Origin of the sequence: Paenibacillus sp. P3E, from assembly GCF_001909045.1 — a bacterium.
GTDB classification, from domain to species: domain Bacteria; phylum Bacillota; class Bacilli; order Paenibacillales; family Paenibacillaceae; genus Paenibacillus_AQ; species Paenibacillus_AQ helianthi.
In genome coordinates this window covers 1-2,107 of sequence record NZ_LVWH01000089.1, presented here as the reverse complement: position 1 = coordinate 2,107, position 2,107 = coordinate 1, and the positions used below count along the sequence as shown (strand labels likewise).

The window sequence follows — 2,107 nt, the reverse complement described above, 5'->3', positions numbered from 1 at the left end:
AAATTAAATTGTTCATTTTACGAACATCTTAATGAAGACGGTTGGGCAGTGGTGAGCTGATCGACCAAGTAAAAAAAAGGAGAGTGAAGAAGAAAGCCTAAGTAAGAACAGCGCTAAGGCTTACTACTACAATCTCACTGCCAAGACGAAAAAGACATCGGCAAAGACCTTGAACGCATGCTTACTGATCTCGAATCAAACGAGGCATTAGCTTTTAACGGGGAACCAATGGATGAAGAAACCAAGCGGTTAGTTGCGATTACACAGCCCCTCAGCAGGATCAACGTTTCACTTGTGCTCATGAATTAGGGCATGTCATTTTACATCCGAACGTGAAGACTCCTTTTCTCCGAAGACACTAAGGCATTAAATTGACTACAATATAAAAAACCAAAAGCAGTCTTGAACTGAAAAAAGTCCTAGACTACCTTTGGTTTATTGAACTAACGTTTCCCGTTAGAGTGCAACAGGAATTGCTTGATTATTGGCAAATCGGGTGGACTTATTTCAAAAGGAATTTCCTTAAAATCAAAAAAGCGTAATTCTATCACTTCTTCTCTATTCTTTTCTAAAGTGCTCATTGGGGAATTCTGCAACAATTGGATTAATCCCTTTTATTAATTTTGAAGCTAAGAATCCTCCGCTATCCTGCTCGTTAGATTAATACCCTCGACAGTCTAGGGCTTTATTTCCCCAGTCTACAACTTCATTTTCTTTCTGCACAATCCACGAAAATCAGTAATTTTTTATACTCATCCCCGTATAATACATCCATAAATATTTTCCTATAACTCAAAGGGGATGTACATAATGGATGTAGCTCTCTACTTGCGAAAATCCAGAGCAGATGAAGATGCTGAGCGGCGCGGCGAAGGCGAGACTCTGGCTAAACATAAGACAGCTTTACTTAAACTTGCCAAACATATGAAAGTAAATATCATTCGGATTCGGGAAGAGATTGTCAGCGGTGAGACCCTAGTCCACCGTCCCGAAATGCTGCAGCTGTTAAAAGAGGTCGAATCAGGTGAGTATGATGCTGTACTGGCTATGGATATTGACCGTTTTGGACGCGGCAATATGCAAGAGCAAGGATTAATCCTGGAGACGTTCCGCTCATCCAAGACTAAAATAATAACTCCACGGAAAACGTATGATCTAATGGATGAATTTGATGAAGAATACAGCGAATTCGAAGCCTTTATGGCCCGTAAAGAACTTAAAATTATTACCCGCCGGATGCAGGGAGGCCGGAAGCGTGCTGCAGAGGAGGGGAATTTCTTGGGGACTCGCCCTCCTTTCGGATACCTGGTCGAGAATCTCCCGGATAGCCGTGGCCGTACTTTAACCCCTCATCCGGAACAGGCTGATATCGTAAGACAAATTTTCTCCTGGTACACCCATGAAGATCCGGAGCAACAGAAAGGCGGCAGTAAAATCGCCTCGGAATTAGAACGTCTTAAGATACCCTCATATAAGGGTGGTAGTTGGTCAGCTTCTTCCGTCTTAACTATTCTTAAGAACGAAGTTTACATTGGAAGAATTCAATGGGGAAAGAAAGAACAAATGAAAAGCAAGGATGGAAGCAAACACCGAACCTCACGCCGTAGGAGCCGCGAAGAGTGGGTTGATGTTCAAGGGAAGCACCAACCCATTATCGACAACGAAACCTTTCTGAAGGCAAATCGGAGGCTCTCAGAACACCACCATTCTCCGCACCAGTTCAACATCGACGGCAAACCACGAATGACTTCAGCACTGGCCGGACTGGTAAAGTGTTCCGAATGCGGAATGACAATAGTTTACCGGTCGTACACCAAACAACCAGCTCATTTCCGCTGCAGTACGGTCGGTTGTCCTACACGCAGCAGCCGTTATGATTCTGTTGAGGCCAGGATTGTCGAAGGACTTGAGGTATGGCTGAACGATTACAAGATCAAGTGGGGTAAGCGCAAGCTTGAAGGTTGTTTCTGGTGTAATCCGGACTTCTCAGACCTAACCTTTTGTTTTTCCTTTTCCTCCTTTATTGTAGTTCGAGGAGATTTTTTTCACGATCAACCCAACAACCTTCATAATTTTATATAGAGACGTAAAATATACATATCATTAC

General features: G+C 43.1%; 1 protein-coding gene and 1 pseudogene. Both read left to right on the top strand.

The features are described 5' to 3' along the window. Positions 1-272: 272 nt before the first annotated feature. A pseudogene (locus A3842_RS33760) lies at positions 273-362 on the top strand (ImmA/IrrE family metallo-endopeptidase); the annotation flags it as partial. A gap of 448 nt (positions 363-810) precedes the next feature. Next, positions 811-2,082 carry a recombinase family protein gene (locus A3842_RS08885; RefSeq protein ID WP_074083981.1) on the top strand — a complete coding sequence of 424 codons (1,272 nt, stop codon included), beginning with the start codon at positions 811-813 and terminating at the stop codon, positions 2,080-2,082. The last annotated feature ends 25 nt before the right edge of the window (positions 2,083-2,107 follow it).

What these genes read in the sequence shown, in the direction of transcription:
- A3842_RS08885 (WP_074083981.1), top strand. Translation starts at nt 811, where the DNA reads ATGGATGTAGCTCTCTACTTGCGAAAATCCAGAGCAGATGAAGATGCT.